Origin of the sequence: Ruoffia sp. FAM 24228, assembly GCF_045528575.1 — a bacterium.
Classification (GTDB): Bacteria; Bacillota; Bacilli; order Lactobacillales; family Aerococcaceae; genus Ruoffia; species Ruoffia halotolerans.
The window spans coordinates 1-16,019 of the sequence record NZ_JBGQQZ010000059.1; the positions used below are offsets into that span (position 1 = coordinate 1).

Consider the following 16,019-nt stretch of genomic DNA (forward strand, 5'->3'; position numbering starts at 1 on the left):
GCAACTGATGAAGAGATACAAGGTTGGGCAACGAAATTAAATACACGTCCCAAAAAATGTTTGAATTGGAAAACACCTTATGAAATCTTTTATAAAACTGTGTTGCACTTAATTTGACAATTTAAGAAGTAAAATTTGAATTATAAAAATTCATAAGTACGATCTAATCAGACCAATCAAAGTAATTAAAATTATTATAATTTTACTATTAAGGGGAATGGTTTATTAAATTAAATACTGAAAGAATGACCTAGAGATTCTTCCAAAAACAAAATCTAAAAGATGTATTCGACTTCTATAAAGATAAAGAGGAATGCAAATATTTATTGCATGAACCATGAGAAGAGGGTACTTCAATAGAGTTATTTAATGAGAAACTGAATAATAATGAACTAAACGAAGAAAAGATGTTGAATATAGCATGTGAACTTAAGGGGAAAGTTATAGGAGAAATCTCTGTTTGGTATACTGTTATGAGAAATACGGTAGAGATTGGGTTTGTTTTCAATCCAGTATACTCAGGTAGAGACAATGTAGGTGAAGCAGTATGGTATATTTATTTTCAGAACATCTTGTTCATCGAATCCAAGCGGTACTAGATGCAAGGAATTTAGCCTCTACGAAGCTTTGTAAGCGATTGAATATGCCACAAGAAGCTCACTTCATTCAAGATTTCTGGAGTAAAGGTGAATGGACGGACAGTTATGTCTATACAATGTTGGTATCTGAACATATTGTCTAGATAATATCTAAACCACACCCCAATCTAATAATTATCAATTAATACGTGCCCAACATGACATGTTGAGTGTGTAGTATTGATGTCAAGGGTCGATAAGTAAGAGTGTAAGCAGTATTAGAGGCGATTAATGAGTTCATAGGAGATAAAGGTAACTACTTGAAAGTTTTGGAGAAAAATATTACCCAAGTTCTTAATAACAAATATGATGAGACAGTAGAAGATGTTGATAATCAGTTACACGATTTACAAAAGCAATTATATCAATTTGCAAATCAGAAAGAAGACTATGAACGCATAGCAGAGCGAATATTTAAACTTCGAGAAAGGAAACAGCAACTTTTAATTGAGAATGCGACGAATGAGGAGAAACGTAGGCGACTATCGGATATCAAAGCTTTACTAAAAACTCAGCATATAAAACTTGAAGATTATGATGAAAGTTTAGTTAATCGATTAGTGGCGGGTGTCGTTATTAAAGAAGAGGTCATCAATGTTGAGTTGAAAACAGACGATATTTTCACTATCGAAAAAATAAGATAGACAGAGAGCTATGGGGAATGACGTATAGTTCTCTGTCTTTCTTTTTGTTATAATTTAATAGAATAATAAAAGAATGAAATAATAATGGGAGTTAGTTATGAGTGTATATTTTGTATATCAAGGAATAACTTATGATGATCAACGGGCTGGTGGATTTGTGTGGTCACCTAAGTTAAATAAAGCTGGACATAAGAATCAAGGTTTTACTACCATGACCTTGATACGAAAAGATGATTTTATTCTTCATTGTGTAAATGGCCAAGTGAAATCTATAAGCATTGCTCAGACCGACTGTTTTGATGGTGCCAGACCCGATTATTTAAGTGTAGAAGATGCTCCATGGGCGGAGGATGGTTATCAAGTTGACACTGTTTATACAAATCTAGATCAGCCGTTGTCTATTCGAGAACATAGAGAATGGTTAGCAGAGAAACCGAAACAAAATAGTGCCTTTACTAAAGCTGGGACGGGAAAACAGCAATATATGTGTCCGTTAGATGACGAACATGCAATTTATTTATTAGACCAAGCGATTAATATTCAGACTTCTGAGGATACAGTTAGGGTACTCCGAGATGCCCTAGAGGATATTATCGGAGAAATAGATTCAGAGTATGATTCTGTCGAAAAACAAGCTATTGATAATTTAGTAGAAAAAGAGACTGGAACAGTACCAGAATGGACTGGTGAGAAAAAGCCTCAAGAAATGACTACAGCTTCTTCTAAAGAAAGAGAGAGACCTAAGAGAAATCCTAAAGTAGCTGTTGATGTATTACAAAGAGCAGACTTTAGATGTGAATATAATACCAATGATCGAATATTTGAAAGAAAAAATGGAAAAGGTTATACCGAACCACATCACTTAATTCCAATTAGTAAATATCGTGACTTTGATTATGAAAAGTGTAGTTTGGATACTATGGAGAACATTGTTTCTTTATGTAGCCACTGTCATAACTTACTACATTATGGGAAGCTAGAAGATAAAATTCCTGTTTTGGATAAATTATATGATGAAAGAAAAGAAGCTTTAGAGCGAGTAGGACTAGGAATTACTTTTGAGGAGTTAAAAGAATATTATTAGTCACTGTAATGGCTAATTTACTAAGTGTACCCACTTCATTAAGAAAAGAGGTTGGAGCATGGATGATATATTAAAAACTATAATTGATAAATTAATTGAAGATGTGATAAAGAATGGGCCACAACTTTCTGTAACTCAAAGAGTAAAAGGGGTAAAGCAACCTTGGGGAGGCTACCTCAAGCGTGCCGATTTTGATGAAGTCAGCCTGGGAGATGGTCAAGAAAAACTTCATGAAAATGAAAATGTTAATGCGAGCTTGATTGGTATGGCAGTTGACTACATGGCGAGATTTATGATGGGTAGTTCAGTTGATGAGGCTTTTAAGATTAGTTTAATTGGGGCTAAGATGAAGAACAAAATTAGAACCGCTAATAAGTTAAAAAGAAATATTACGGGTTTGGATGGTGAATCGATTGTTAATGCCATAAAACTTAGTGGGTTTGATGTTGTTTATCGAAATAATGGGTTTGGTTATGTGCTAGTGAGTGAAATTAAACCGGACCAGAATACGATAGAAAATGTAAGGACAATGATTCAAAGGACGCTTGATTTCTTTAATATATATGGTCCTGTGATTTTAGATGGTTTTGATTTTAAAGGTGCTTATACCAGAAATATTGCATCTGGGGATGGTGATTTCTTAACTGAAGATACGTTATGGGATTTGAAAGTATTAAAAGGATATATTAACAAAAACCATACTTTACAGTTATTAATTTATTGGCGAATGGGGCTGAGGACAGACCAACCTGAGTTTAAGAATATTCAGCATTTAGGGATCTATAATCCTCGCAAAAATAAAGTCTATCGTATTCAGGTAGATGAGATTCCAGAAGAAACGATTAAGATAGTTGATCAGGAAATTATAGGATACCCAACTTGGTTAGGAGTGAGTGGAATAAAAGACCAAAATAAATTTGTGAAAGAATTTAGAATGTTTTTAAAGGCAGCGGAGCAGAAAACATTAATAACTGGACTTGATGATGATGCGAAAATTAGAGCAGTCCTAAATATACTAAATCAACATTTTAAAACTGGAATTATTTACTGTTAAGAAATAGGGCGCATCGCAGAAATTATAAACGGTGCATTCGATACTCCTCCACTGCCGCAGAAGGTAAACGTTAAAGATGTTTTGAAATTAGATAATATGAAAGTAAGTTTTTCGAAGTATATTTATTCTAGAAACACAACTGAAATCGGGAATAACGTTGACTTCGTATTATTTTTTCCTGTTGAGACAGTTCTAATGAATGGGAAAGAAAAATCCCTAGAAAGTCTCTTGAATAAAATAAGGAACACAACGTCAACGAAAATAATTGTAATGACTACAAATGATGAGTTAAAGAATCTCACACCAATTAGAGAAGCTGTAGATAGTCACATTCATTATGAAATTGAACATGATAACCCTGACTTACTTGAAATTATTAAATCAAATTTTGGTGAAATTGAGTATCCATTATTTTTATGAATTTATTTTTTAAGCCACTAAACTTAGAATACATTTTTAGTGATTTAGAAATTATGAAGAAAACGAGGTGGTTAGTATTAACTCAAAAAATAAAATAGCAAAAAAAAACAATCAGATTTTTGACTTGCATGAAGATTTAGAAAACCTTTCTAAAGTTCAAATTGAATTTTCGAAAGATGACGAAATATTTAATGAAGAGTCTATGCTTTTTGAAAAGCTTTTCCAAGTTTTTAAGTATATGGATGATTTTCAAAAAGTAATTAAACCTAATTCTGAATATATTGTTAAGTTTCCTGAAGGATTGCTAAAAAAGATGGAAGATCATGACTTACAGTTTTTGAAAGATAAAGTAACAGGTGATCTCTTACCCACGTTATACGACTATACTGACAAAGGTATCGGTGGCCAAATTAGACTTGAATTAAGAGATAAAGTTAGCAACCAGCATTGGAATAATTTTTCTAATTCGATGAGTAATATCATCCAACAAGCTCAATATGAGAAATTAGCATCCCAAATAGAGGACGTTCAGCGTACTGTCAAGAATATCGAAAAAGGACAGGATAATGATAGGTTTGCTAAGATTAACGCGGGTAAACTGTCACTAAAAAATGCGATGAACGCTAGTAATAAAAAAAATAGAGATAAATTTCTTGATGATTCAAGACAAGAATTAAATTTAGGCGTACAAGAAGTGAAGAAAACTCTAATTTCAAAATTAGACAGCCTTCCAGATATCTCAGAAAAGTTCATTAGTCGAGCAGTATATATATTAAAAAAACCAGATAATCGTCAAAAAATAAGTAATTCATATCAAGAAATTCAAGAGTATTTTTTTTATTATTTTGAGGGTATTAGACTACTAGCTAAAGTGTATACTTTAATGGACGAAGCTCAAACTATTGAAAATATTTTGGAAAACACGTCTGACTTATTTGAGAACAGCAATTTAAAACGTCTTATAAATATTGAACCGTTATTGTCAATAAATATGGATTTTACTAATACCTGGTATAGAGTTCCAAAGATGATAGAGAAACAATTAATTGAATCTTATAATAACGATAGAGCGAATTACGAATTGAAAATAAGTGGAGAAGAACTCCTAACATTAGAAAGGAAAATAATTGATGAAGAATAAAAACAAAAAAGAAAAAAAGAATATTTATGACCACCTAGAGACAACTTCAAAACTAATTGGTAAAGGAAAAAAATGCTAGGGCCATTACTCAGTGCAGGCGCTGCTGTAATCCTAAAACCTCTCGCAGATAAAGCATTGGAGAAATTCAAAGGGTAAATATGATTAGTTGTTTGCATTCAAACTACACTTCAATCACATAATTATCAATTAATACGTGGTCGACATGACATGTGGAGTGTGTATCGTTGCTACAAAGAAAAACTATATAGAAATCCTTAGTTTTAAACACTTTCACAAGCATTTCGTGTTTATAGGAGAAGGTGAAAAAACTAGAAATAAGGTACTGAAAAACCATATTACCGTTTCAGTGGTAATTGATCTGGGGTGTGGGAACACAATACAATAGAATAATAAGACGACTACAGTTTAAAATAATTGTGGTCGTCTTTTTGTATATTACAATCTATTTATCGATTCGAATAGATTTGCAAAATAATCATTTGGAAATTCTAATTAATTGTTTTTAGATTAATATTGGTTTTTTTCTATTGCAATTTTAAATTTCTTTCACTTGTGAACTATTTGTCACATAAGATAAGGTTATGTCAAATTACCTACATAAATATGGTAAGCTTATCATAATGAACTTATGTGGAGGGAGAAGAAGGAAATGATTATAACTGATATTATAAGTTGGGTAGAAAGGCAACCATATTGGCAACAAGTAATAGCAGAAAAGTTATTAAGCAATCGCACAATTACAGATGAGGATATAGAAGAAATTTTTCTTATTTTCAAAAAGGAGAATAGCCTTGTTAGCGAACCATTAGAAAAGAATGGATTGAATTTTTCAAATAGTAAAACTGATACTAGTAAGATACCAAATATAAAATGGAGAGGTTTATCAAATGTTAGTGGTGTAAATGCTATTAAAAACAATGAAGTATTTCCTGTTGGTGATGAAGTTACTTTAGTATATGGTGAGAATGGTACAGGTAAATCTGGATACACAAGAATTTTAAACAATATCTTTATTTCAAGAGGTGATAAAAATATACTACCTAATTTATTCGAAAAAAGTTCTGAACAACCTAGTTCAAAAGTTATTTTCGAAGATGATAGTGGAAATATAGAGGAGATACATTATCCTATTGATAAGGATCATCCTTATACCAACCGAATTACAGTGTTCGATTCTCACAGTGCTATACACGATTTAACGAAAGAAGCCGAATTATCTTTTTCGCCAACGGAGTTTAATTTCTTTGACGATTTCCTACTTAACATAGAAAAAATAAAGATTAAATTTGAGGAAGAAATTTCAAAAAAGAAAATTCAAAATAATTTTATAAATTATTTTGATAAAGAAACTTCTATAAAACATGCAGTATCTCAATTAAGTAGTGAAACAGATATTAACCAATTTAAAAATCAAATTAAAGTTACAGAAAAAGATATTATAAAGAATAAAGAAAATACACTTCGTAGATCCTATCTACAATCAATGAACTTGGATGGGAAGAAAACCGAATACCAAAAAGTAATTTCTAATCTTAATAGTATAAAAACTAAAGTTATTAATCTTAATCAAAAATTCAGTTTGGAAAGATTATCTAAGACAAAAGATTTAATCGAACAAAGAAATTACTATGAAAAAATCTCATTAGAAGAAGGATTAACTCAATTTAAAAGTGAGCATATAGACAATTTAGGTTCCAAAGAATGGAAAGAGTTTATTGAGGCTGCTCAAGATTACTATCAAACTATCAAAAAAGAAATTGATTATTGTATCTTTTGTAAGCAAGATATCCGTGGAATTGCATTAATTGATAAGTATTGGAAGTACTTAAAAAGTGATGCAGAAAAAAACTTAACTACTAAAAATAGCGATATTGAAAAAATTAAAACCAATTTTAATGTTGAAGATTGTAAAATTTTTATTAAGGGATCTATGATAGATGAGTGGATTAAAGAAAATAAATCTGAACTTTATAGTGAACTAACCAATGGAGAATCTGAATTTAAAAACTTACGTGAAAAAGTTGTACTATCACTTAAATCATATGAATGGAATGATAGGATAAAGGGTTATAGTCTAGATATAAAAAATATAGATATGGTCATTGAATATATTAAAATAAAAATATCGGAGCTAAATTCTGAAAATGTAGAAAAGGAATTAAAACAACTTCAAACCTATGAAAATGAATATACTGACAAACTAAAAGCCGAAAAGCTATTACCCGAGATTGAAAAATTTATTATTAATAGCAAATGGATAAAACAAGCTGAAAGGAATAAAATTAATACCCGTTCAATAACATCTATTCAAAATCAATTATTTGCAAAATACGTAACGGATGAGTATGTAAAAATATTCAATCAGGAGTGTAAAAAACTTAAAGCTGAGTTTTCAGCTGAAATAAAACAAAGAGGAAGTAGAGGTACTACTTTAAATAAACTTACTGTTAAAGAAAAAAGACCTTTAGAAATATTGAGTGAAGGCGAACAAAGATCTATCGCTTTAGCAAACTTTTTAGCAGAAACATCCATACACAACAATAACGTTTGCATTGTCTTTGATGATCCAGTGTCTTCTTTGGATTATAAAAGAAGAGATATTATTGCTAATAGACTGATAGAAGAAGCACAGCGAAAACAGGTAGTAATATTTACGCATGATTTAACATTTTTATTAGCACTTCAGAATAAGTGTCAAGAACAAGGCGTAAATTATCTCGCTACTACAATTAGAAAAATACAAACGACTACTGGGATAATCGAAAAATCTCTTCCGTGGATAGGTTTACCTGTCAAAGGTAGAATTTCACTTTTGAAACAGAAACTACAAGGTTTAGAATCTATGCACAAAAATATAACACCGGATATGCCAGAAAAATTAAAAGAATATGAAGATGGGGCTAAGTTATGGTGCGAAAAATTGAGAGAAACATGGGAAAGGAGTATAGAAGAAATTTTATTTAACGACTCGGTACAAAGGTTCAACCCTGCGATACAAACTCAAAGATTAATAAGAGCACCATTTACTACCGAATTATCTTTAGAGATTGAAACAGGTATGAGAAATTGTTCTAATTGGGTTCATGATCGTGCTTCGGGATTAGGTGAGGAAATACCTGAACCCACAATTTTAAAAGAATATCTCGGTGCTTGCGAAAAATTTATTAAGGAAAATAGACCATGATAATTATAAGAATCACATCCGATGCTCAATTAAAAGAGCATCTTTTTTTACGCCTAAAAACGGGGATTAGAAGGTGAAATATGACAAAACTAACTTTAGGAAGTTTATTTGATGGGATTGGTGTATTTCCATTAGCTGCTTCTCGTTATGGGATTCAACCAATATGGGCAAGTGAAATTGAAAAAGCTCCCATATCTATAACGAAACGACATTTTCCTAACATCCATCATTTAGGAGATATTACAAAAGTAAAAGGGGGAGAAATCCACCTGTTCATATTATTACATTTGGCTCAACAAGAAAAGGCTAGAAGAAGTAATTTATATTCAGGCAAATGAAAGCAGAAGCGAGTGTACCAAGGGAAGTATGCCTTATCAGGCAAAGTAATTTGCGAACACTGTGGGGATATTTTTAGACGAGTAAAATGGAACAGTCGAGGAAGTAAAGCGACTGTCTGGCGGTTTGTGACTCGCCTTATTGACCATACGCAATGTCAGGCGAGAACGGTTAAGGAAGAGCTCCTTCATGAAGCAGTAGTGGAGGCGATTAATAATTTTATAGGAGAGAAGGGCGACTACTTGAAAGTCATGGAGGAAAACATCACCGAAGTCCTCAACGATCAGTATGATGAAACAGTGGAAGAAGTGGATGATCAACTCCACGGTCTACAGAAGAAATTGTATCAGTTTGCGAATCAAAAAACAGACTACGAACGGATCGCGGAAAAGATATTTCAGTTAAGAGAGAAGAAACAGCAGTTGTTGATTGTCAATGCAACGAATGAAGAAAAAAGAAGAAGGTTATCCGATATTAAAGCTTTTCTAAAACCCCAACATATTCAACTCGAAGATTATGATGAAAGTTTAGTTAACCGGTTGGTAGCTGGCATAGTCATTAAAGAAAAAGTCATTGAAGTGGAATTGAGGACAGGAGATTTTATTACCATAGAAAAATAAGAGAGGCGGAGAGTTATGCGGTGGAGAAGCATAGTTCTGCGTCTCTCTTTTAGTTTTTTTATAAATCTTTTGAATTGTATAATTTGATATTAATAGCGAACATTAATCCAGTAAGCATTAACATTAAGACGCTAACGCTCATGAAGATAATGTTTAAATTATACTGAGAAATAAACTCGAAAAACCTATTAAATTGCCCGGTGTTAATCATTATTGGAATGATTGTAATGAAGGCAAAGAAAATCAATATAATAATATAATTCATGATTTGTGGACCAAATATTAAATAGAACATTTGATAAGCTGTCAATAGAAACACAATAAGGATAAGTATCCCAATGATCTCACTTAAACTATTAGAAGTAAGTCCAGGAATAAAATAATTGAAGGCGGTTTGAATTAATAGAAAGACTAGACCAATAGAAAAACCATAAATAATCTTTGAAGCTAGAATTTGGGTTCTTGAAACAGGAAGGCTTGATATTAGTCGGTCAGAACGATTTAATTCATCCCTCCCATCTCCATTTCGAACAAATAACAGTACAAAAAAGACACTTAAATAAATAGGGGTTTGATAAGTAGTAGTAATTAATGAGGCGAATATTAAAATTAAAGTACCAATAAAGTTTGTCCAGAAGTTAACTACAAATTCCTTGTTTAATAATGCTAACATATTATAAACCTCCATTCTTAATTGTACGCACCATAATATCCTCTAGACTAGCTGGTTCAATTATTATATTATCTCCGAATATTTCTTCAAATGTTTGCCCCTCTTTGGTTAGTCCTGTAAAACCAGTATTTTTTTCTTCCAAACCAATTAATAATGGTCGTAAGTCATTGTCTAATAGTTCAATAGAACCCTTAACTAATCTATAAGTATTTAAGATATCGTCTTTGTTATAATCAATAATGATTTGTCCATCATTGATGAGCACAATATGATCAGCAATCTTTTCTAAGTCATTCGTAATATGGGATGAGAATAGGATGGTTTTTGCCTCATCTTGAATGATATCGTAAAGAATATCTAAGATTTCAGATCGAACAATTGGATCAAGTCCTGAGGTGGGTTCATCAAGTATAATGAGTTCAGCTCCATGAGATAAAGCGACACTTAGAAACAACTTGGCTTTCATTCCTGTTGAAAGGTTTTTAACTTTTTTATTAGCAGGTAATTTAAATTGTTCAATAAAATGATTGTATGCATGTTGGTTCCAATTTTTATAGAATTTTCCAATCGTTTTTCCAGTTGTTTCAACACTTAAATGATCATAAAAGACGTTTTCTGCATAGACAAACCCGATATTTTCACGAGCCATTTGACCTTCTTGAATGTGGTCATAGCCTAGAATATTAATGCTTCCGTTATCTGGTTTGATTAAATCCATGATTAAATTAATGCATGTGCTTTTTCCAGCTCCATTTGGCCCGATAAAACCAGTAATGTATCCTTTGTTTACTTTTAAGTTAAGGTCATCAATCGAAAAGTCCTTAAAAGTTTTATTTATATTGTTAAATTCTATGGCATATTTGCTCATCTCATCACTCCTCATATTTTTCGTCAACGATATTTATAAAATCACTTTTAGATAATTGAATTGATTTTGCTTCTTGTACTAATATATTGATCTCTTTTTCAATATTGAGTAATTTCTTAGACCTAATGATGCTGGCATCTAATTCTGCAATATATGTCCCTTTACTAGGAATGGTGGCAATGTAGTTTTCGTTTTCGAGTGTATCATATGCTTTCTTTACAGTAATCACACTGACTTCTAAATCTTTTGATAATTGGCGAATGGAAGGTAAACGAACAGCCGGTTCAAGATCACCACTTAAAATATTCCGCTTAATCTCATTAATAATCTGTTCATAAAGAGGTTCCTTACTGTATTTAGAAAGATTAATATTCAATTCCTCACCACCTTTTCTGTACATATACAATATACACACTGGTGGTTTATTTGTCAATAAAATATTATAGTTAGATATTAAAGATTGATTTTTAAAGAAATTAAAATACAATTTGAAAAAAGATTGAATGATAACTTAAAATCATCTAAATCACATACGCAACACACCTAAATCAATCAATAGCTTAATAACGTTACATGTTGAGACGCTTATGGTTTGTAACATTTTAGCGAAAGAACTCCCTAAGTCTTTAATTGTAGATGAAGTTCAGTTCATTAAAATAGCTGTAATTGTAAGTAATATTTTTAAATTTAGTCGACTTTATTGTGCACAGATTATCGGATGGGTAATTAAATCCTTTGATAATATTGAAATTGAAAGGAGGTTGTTTGTTGGATACGTTAAGTAATATGAATAAAGCTTTGGCATATATTGAAGAGCATTTAACTGAAGAAATTGATTACAGTGAAGTGTCGAAAATTGCTTACTGTTCAGAGTATCATTTTAAAAGGATGTTTTCATTTTTATCAGGAATTGGTTTGTCAGAATATATTCGAAGAAGAAGATTAACGCTGGCTGCTCTTGATTTGAAAGATACAAATTTGAGAATAATCGATGTGGCTGTCAAATATGGCTATAATTCGGCTGATTCGTTTTCCCGTGCTTTTCATTCCCTGCATGATATTCTTCCTTCAGAAGCAAGAAGTGAGAAAACGCAGTTAAAAGCCTATCCTAGAATGACCTTTCAATTATCAATTAAAGGAGGATGCGAGATGAATTATCGTATTGTTGAGAAAGAGTCGTTTAAGTTAGTAGGATTTAAGAAGAGAGTCCCAATTATTTTTGAAGGTGTCAATCCAGAGATTGCACAAATGACCGAACTTTTAACACCAGAGGTTATTAAACAATTAAAAGCAATCTCAAATGTAGAACCAATGGGTATTATTAGTGCTTCCACTAATTTTTCAGAAGGAAGAATGGAAGAAAAGGGCGAGTTGGATCATTACATCGGGGTAGCAACTTCAGGTGATGAAACAGCAGAATTTGATGTATTAAAAATTGATGCTTGTACCTGGGCAGTATTTGAATCGATTGGACCATTCCCAGAGACACTTCAAAATGTATGGGGTAGAATATACTCAGAGTGGTTTCCGTCTTCAAGTTATGAGTTAGTTGAAGGCCCAGAAATTTTGTGGAACGAGAGTCCAGACACTGGAAATCCAAAGTATCGAAGCGAAATCTGGATTCCGGTAAAGAAAAAAGACTATTAATTACACCGATTTTTATGATTGAGGGCACTCCTAGCAAGAGTGCCCTTTTCGTAAACGGTACGATTGGTGGATATGTTCCCACGAACGTACAAAATAGTCGATATGTTCCCGCATACGACTATTTCATTAAAAATCGCAAATACATCAATTCTATCAACTCGTCCCATGTTGAGGCGGTAGTATTGATGTCAAGGGTTGATAAGTAAGCGTGTAATAAGATAAGTAAATAAAGGCTTTCCGTGGTTTGAGGTCTGGTTCTAAGCCGGAAGGATAATCACGGATTTTTGCTTTGAGGGAAGTTATCCAAGAATGATGAAATAAAAAAATATCAGCCGAGAGTTAATGTAAAAGATGCATTACGATTTGCAGATATATTGGCAAAGTCTACCAAACCAGAGAAACGAGATAGACATAAGCTGCGAAATTACAGCAGCAACCACAGTTCGGCTCAGATTGTATTTTGTGAAAATTGTGGAGAAATCTTTAGAAGAATCCATTGGAATAACCGAGGGAAGAGGTTAATCGTTTGGTGATGCGTCAGCAGGCTTGAAAATAAAGGAGTATTTTGTGATGCGCGAGCTGTTAGAGAAGAGGGCTTAAAGCAAGCTGTTAGCCAATCGATAAATGAACTGTTTTAAAATCGGAGCAACTTTCTCAAAGCTTTAGAACAAAATATTGCACAAACGTTATCAAGTCAGTTACACGATAAACTGATGAAAGTTGAAGAAGAACTGGAAGCCTTGAAACATTCTTTAATCGGCCTAGCGAACTCGAACAAAGACTATAATGACGTAGTTTATAATGTTTACAAACAGAGGGAAGAAAAACAATAACTTCAACTAGAGATTGCAGAACAAGCCAATGGAAGAGAGCGTTTGGAACAAATAGCAGCTTTATTGAAAGAGCAAACATGTGAATTAGAAATATATGATGAGCAACTTGTAAGGCGGCTGGTTGAAAAAAATATTGTTCATCCTGAAAAGTTGGAGTTAGAATTTAAATCGGAAATGATTGTTGAAATCGAATTGTAAAATGGAAAATAATGAAGAGCTAGTTACATTAATTTCTAAAACAGTTTGATAAAATAAATATTATAATAAAAGAAACACCTATTTCATAGACTGAAATAGGTGTTTTTAGTAAGTGATTAAAAGGATAATGACACATATATGTTGCTTTTATTAAATGTTTATGTTAGATTTATGTTGCAAATGTAATTTATAATTTGCAATTAGGAGGGTGGTACATGTTAAATAAAATAAAAATTGCTAGAATGGAAAAGAAACTTACACAAGAGGAGTTGGCAATAAAAATAGGCGTTACCAGGCAAACAATTGGTTTGATTGAGAAGGGTAAATATAATCCAAGCCTACAGCTTTGTATATCGATAGCTAAATCGCTTGGAAAAACTTTAGATGACTTATTTTGGGAGGAAGATATAAATGATTAATTCTTTTATTAATAAAATATTCCTAAGGATGAATATAAACGTTTGTCAACCCTTTATTTTCTTGCGGAATGTGCATTAATTATTTTATTTGCCTTTATATTCCTAACAGTCCTTCAACTTTTTTTCTTTGATTTAGGTGATGGATTTGATATTATTTTACTATGTGTAACTTTCTTTATGATAATTTATCCTGCTACACGTTACGTTTTATCTGGAATGGAACATGATGATGTGATGGATGAAGAGGGTTATAAAAAGACTCGTAAGAAAGGTATTATTCAAACGTTTGGTACTGGGATTATGTTTTTTATTTTCTTTTTATTACTTAACATATTTAGAGAAGGGTCAATTGATTATATTTCTATTATTATGGTACCAATATTATTTACAATATTTTTTGGTATCTTTACAATGGTATCTTTAAAGAAATCTTATAATAAAAATAAGGATTTAGATAATTAACTTATCATGACATGAATGCAGAAATCAGAATAAATATTTAAAAATATGTTGACCTATTCCCACATACGAAAGCCATCAGTGGATTAATTCCCCGATTTCATTTATGTTACAAATTTGAGCCATAGAGGTTCAAGAGGTTTACCATCGTAATTATTCTATTTTTCTAGAAAGATTATTATCAATTAGACCTTGTATTAATAACAGGAGGTATTATGAGAACATATAAAGATAAAGAAGAGCTAAAATTTGAGATAAATAAAAGTTTTGAAAAGTATATTTCTGAATTTAATAATATCCCAGAATCACTGAAAGACAAAAGCGTTGACGAAGTTGACAGAACACCATCTGAAAACCTTGCTTATCAAGTTGGCTGGACAACATTGCTCCTGCAATGGGAAGCCGATGAGAAAAATGGCTTAACAGTAAAGACACCATCAGATATGTTTAGGTGGAATCAGCTTGGTGAATTATATCAGTGGTTTTCGGATACCTATGCAAATTTATCCTTAGAGGAGTTAAAGGATAGGCTAAACAGAAATGTTATTTCAATCAATAAAATGATTGATGTACTAAGTGATGAAGAATTATTTTTACCTCATATGAGAAAGTGGGCTGATGAAGCTACAAAAACAGCAGTATGGGAAGTATATAAATTTATTCACGTTAATACTGTTGCTCCTTTTGGGACTTTTAGAACCAAGATAAGAAAATGGAAAAAGATAGCACTATGAAACTAAGTTCAGTTACTTGGCAAACTATTCTCATAAGTACAATCCTATCTGGATATGTTCCTGCATACAAGGTTCGATCTTGGATATCTTCCCACATACGCAAGTCCACAATGGATATGTTCCCTCAAAGAGAATTAAGTAAAAAAGGAAAATGGAAATTGACCTTTGACAGCTATGACTTCCTCTTAACACATGTTGAGTGTGTAGTATTGATTGAAAAAATGAAAGGATAAATCGTATATGGACGGGTTTCTGGACGTTTGATGGATGTTTAAGGGCCTCGTTTTTTGCTAGGGAAGTGGACATTTTGACCTGGAAGTTGATTTTCCAGAGAAAAATAGGGGTACGTCTGGGGAAACAGGTCGATTGGTGTGATAAGGTGGAAAAATGATAACTGGCAACTTGATACAATTTAATGACAAAAAAGCCGTTATGAAGTGGATAATCGGGATGAATTTGATCAATTTATATTAACAGGTTCAGCGGTGCCTAATGAATTTGATGAATCTATGCACACAGGGACGGAAAGAATATCTAGGCTGTTAATGCAACCAATGAGCTTATATGAGACAAAGGATTCGACTGGAGAGATTTTCACTTAAAGATCTACTAGAAGGAAAAAATATTTCAGCTATTGATGAAACCAGTCTTGAAGAAATTGCTTTCTTAATTTGTAGAGGGGGGAGGGCCAAAGTCAACTGGTTTAGATGAAAAGACTGCTTTATTTCAAACTATAGATTGCTATGATGCTGTTATATCTACCGATATTAGTAGAGTAGATTCGATAAAAGGGTTACACAAAATAATTTTACACTTTGTTTACAACCTAATAACTTATTAACTATAAAGCGATCTTAATGACATTTGACAACAAGATAAATTTTTTTAAGATACAATTGTAGGGGGGGAACCGTTTTTTAAATTTTGATTTGTCAAATTAAGCTAGACAAAACTGCTTCATCTAAGTAACTCAAAAATACTTCCAACGGTGTTCGGTAGTGTAAGGATTTCCGTGGAATCGTGTTCCGTTTGTGTGCAATCGATGA

Annotated in this window: 16 protein-coding genes and 3 pseudogenes; 15 read left to right on the forward strand and 4 right to left on the reverse strand. The window is 32.2% G+C overall.

Annotation, left to right across the window (positions count from 1 at the left end; translation table 11 throughout):
* The 10 genes and pseudogenes from ACEN33_RS09675 to ACEN33_RS09720 form a co-directional block, all read left to right on the forward strand.
* Positions 1-117 (forward strand): annotated as a pseudogene (locus tag ACEN33_RS09675) (IS30 family transposase); the annotation flags it as partial.
* Between the two features lie 430 nt (positions 118-547).
* Entirely contained in the window at positions 548-742 is a 195-nt protein-coding gene (locus ACEN33_RS09680; RefSeq protein ID WP_407093865.1) for a GNAT family N-acetyltransferase, read from the forward strand.
* 156 nt (positions 743-898) lie between these two features.
* Entirely contained in the window at positions 899-1,282 is a 384-nt protein-coding gene (locus ACEN33_RS09685) for a DNA recombinase (protein ID WP_407094960.1), read from the forward strand.
* Positions 1,283-1,379: 97 nt separating this feature from the next.
* Positions 1,380-2,366: a hypothetical protein gene (locus tag ACEN33_RS09690; protein WP_407093863.1), complete on the forward strand. Its 987-nt coding sequence runs from the start codon at positions 1,380-1,382 to the stop codon at positions 2,364-2,366.
* A 58-nt stretch (positions 2,367-2,424) separates the two neighbouring features.
* Complete coding sequence (locus ACEN33_RS09695) at positions 2,425-3,420, forward strand: hypothetical protein (RefSeq protein ID WP_407093862.1); 996 nt, start codon at positions 2,425-2,427, stop codon at positions 3,418-3,420.
* A 96-nt stretch (positions 3,421-3,516) separates the two neighbouring features.
* On the forward strand, positions 3,517-3,840 hold the full coding sequence (locus ACEN33_RS09700; RefSeq protein WP_407094961.1) for a hypothetical protein: 324 nt from the start codon (positions 3,517-3,519) through the stop codon (positions 3,838-3,840).
* A gap of 67 nt (positions 3,841-3,907) precedes the next feature.
* Positions 3,908-4,981 carry a hypothetical protein gene (locus ACEN33_RS09705; RefSeq protein WP_407093860.1) on the forward strand — a complete coding sequence of 358 codons (1,074 nt, stop codon included), beginning with the start codon at positions 3,908-3,910 and terminating at the stop codon, positions 4,979-4,981.
* 670 nt (positions 4,982-5,651) lie between these two features.
* Positions 5,652-8,186 (forward strand): AAA family ATPase, encoded by a 2,535-nt coding sequence (locus ACEN33_RS09710; RefSeq protein WP_407093859.1) that lies wholly within the window; start codon positions 5,652-5,654, stop codon positions 8,184-8,186.
* Between the two features lie 80 nt (positions 8,187-8,266).
* A pseudogene (locus ACEN33_RS09715) lies at positions 8,267-8,481 on the forward strand (DNA cytosine methyltransferase); the annotation flags it as partial.
* A gap of 55 nt (positions 8,482-8,536) precedes the next feature.
* Positions 8,537-9,142 carry a zinc ribbon domain-containing protein gene (locus ACEN33_RS09720; protein ID WP_407093858.1) on the forward strand — a complete coding sequence of 202 codons (606 nt, stop codon included), beginning with the start codon at positions 8,537-8,539 and terminating at the stop codon, positions 9,140-9,142.
* Positions 9,143-9,200: 58 nt separating this feature from the next.
* On the opposite strand, the gene ACEN33_RS09725 is transcribed toward ACEN33_RS09720, so the two are convergent.
* From ACEN33_RS09725 to ACEN33_RS09735, 3 genes are read right to left on the reverse strand one after another with little or no spacing between them, the layout of a single operon-like run.
* Positions 9,201-9,815: an ABC-2 transporter permease gene (locus ACEN33_RS09725; protein ID WP_407093857.1), complete on the reverse strand. Its 615-nt coding sequence runs from the start codon at positions 9,813-9,815 to the stop codon at positions 9,201-9,203.
* A 1-nt stretch (position 9,816) separates the two neighbouring features.
* Positions 9,817-10,683 (reverse strand): ABC transporter ATP-binding protein, encoded by an 867-nt coding sequence (locus ACEN33_RS09730; protein WP_407093856.1) that lies wholly within the window; start codon positions 10,681-10,683, stop codon positions 9,817-9,819.
* 4 nt (positions 10,684-10,687) lie between these two features.
* Positions 10,688-11,059, reverse strand: a complete 372-nt coding sequence (locus tag ACEN33_RS09735) for a GntR family transcriptional regulator (protein ID WP_407093855.1) — start codon at positions 11,057-11,059, stop codon at positions 10,688-10,690.
* A 392-nt stretch (positions 11,060-11,451) separates the two neighbouring features.
* Between ACEN33_RS09735 and ACEN33_RS09740 the strand changes: the two genes are divergently transcribed.
* The 5 genes from ACEN33_RS09740 to ACEN33_RS09760 all read left to right on the forward strand — a co-directional run bounded on the left by ACEN33_RS09740 (position 11,452) and on the right by ACEN33_RS09760 (position 14,973).
* The gene (locus ACEN33_RS09740; protein WP_407093854.1) at positions 11,452-12,330 is read left to right on the forward strand and encodes a GyrI-like domain-containing protein; all 879 of its coding nucleotides are present in this window, start codon (positions 11,452-11,454) and stop codon (positions 12,328-12,330) included.
* Between the two features lie 875 nt (positions 12,331-13,205).
* Complete coding sequence (locus tag ACEN33_RS09745) at positions 13,206-13,361, forward strand: integrase (RefSeq protein ID WP_407093853.1); 156 nt, start codon at positions 13,206-13,208, stop codon at positions 13,359-13,361.
* A gap of 215 nt (positions 13,362-13,576) precedes the next feature.
* Entirely contained in the window at positions 13,577-13,780 is a 204-nt protein-coding gene (locus ACEN33_RS09750; RefSeq protein WP_407093852.1) for a helix-turn-helix transcriptional regulator, read from the forward strand.
* A 42-nt stretch (positions 13,781-13,822) separates the two neighbouring features.
* Positions 13,823-14,242 carry a hypothetical protein gene (locus ACEN33_RS09755; protein WP_407093851.1) on the forward strand — a complete coding sequence of 140 codons (420 nt, stop codon included), beginning with the start codon at positions 13,823-13,825 and terminating at the stop codon, positions 14,240-14,242.
* A gap of 212 nt (positions 14,243-14,454) precedes the next feature.
* Positions 14,455-14,973 carry a ClbS/DfsB family four-helix bundle protein gene (locus ACEN33_RS09760; RefSeq protein WP_071131225.1) on the forward strand — a complete coding sequence of 173 codons (519 nt, stop codon included), beginning with the start codon at positions 14,455-14,457 and terminating at the stop codon, positions 14,971-14,973.
* Between the two features lie 932 nt (positions 14,974-15,905).
* On the opposite strand, the pseudogene ACEN33_RS09765 reads toward ACEN33_RS09760, so the two are convergent.
* Positions 15,906-16,019: pseudogene (locus ACEN33_RS09765) on the reverse strand (IS30 family transposase); the annotation flags it as partial.